Raw genomic sequence first — 1,025 nt, 5'->3', positions numbered from 1 at the left:
AAATTCACCCGCGAATCACACCTGTGCTTCGCGGGTTTTTTGTAATTTTATCTTTTTCAGGAAGTTAACCGCTGCGCCCTCACTATTTCCGGGGAGGCGGGGCTTGGAGGTCGCGCAATTAAGTTGCTAGTGTTGCGCTCCCGGCGCAATACCCGCGCAATCAGGTGCCTGGCTGCAGTAAACTGCCCAAACCCCTGAGGTTGTCATTGACCGCACAGAGTCCCGCACTGCAAAAGAACAAAAGTTGTTTGCAACGAAGCCTGAGACAGCCTTGTTGGTTGTGAATAGCCGGATCGGGCAGGCTCTGGACTAAACTGGTATACGGCGATGGCACATAAGGCAGAACTGGACCGCATTTTGGAGGCGCTTGACGCCACCAAAACCATTGATGCGCTGCAATCGATAGTTGACCAGGTGTGCGGTGTGTTCGGGGTCGATCATGCCATGTATCACTGGGTCGACAGCGCCGGCGACCACTACCATTTCGGCACTTATCCGCAGACCTGGGTCGAACGCTACCAGGAAATGGCCTATGTGCGGGTCGATCCGGTGGTGGCCGGCTGCTATCAGCGGTTCCACCCGGTTGACTGGAAACGGCTGGACTGGTCGCCGAAACCGGCCCGCGAATTTCTGAAAGACGCGTTGGAGCATGGGGTCGGCAACCAAGGCTATTCTATTCCGATCCGTGGGCCGAACGGGCAATTTGCGGTGTTTACCGTCAGCCACAATTGCGACGATGAGGCTTGGGAGAAACTCACCGAGCGCTGCAGCCGGGATATGATCCTGATGGCGCATTACTTTAATCGCAAAGCGCTTGAATTTGAGCCCAGCCGCAGTCCGGAGCAGGCTCAGCCGCTGTCGCCGCGTGAAGTGGACGCGCTGACATTGCTGGCAATCGGTTACAGTCGTGCACAGGTGGCAAAAACCCTGTCAATCTCGGAACACACGCTGCGTGTCTATATTGAAAGCGCCCGGTTCAAGCTTGGTGCGATCAATACGACGCATGCCATAGCCCGGGCCATGAC

At 56.2% G+C, this 1,025-nt stretch carries 1 protein-coding gene; it reads left to right on the top strand.

Annotated features, from left to right (window positions below; translation table 11 throughout):
- Positions 1 to 327: 327 nt before the first annotated feature.
- Positions 328 to 1,025 (top strand): LuxR family transcriptional regulator (locus A2I95_RS42140; protein ID WP_291738182.1); only part of this gene is annotated, 698 nt, incomplete at its 3' end.

Source organism: Leisingera sp. F5, assembly GCF_001593695.1.
The sequence above is the reverse complement of the archived record's forward strand: the minus strand, read 5'-3'. Positions and strand labels throughout refer to the sequence as shown.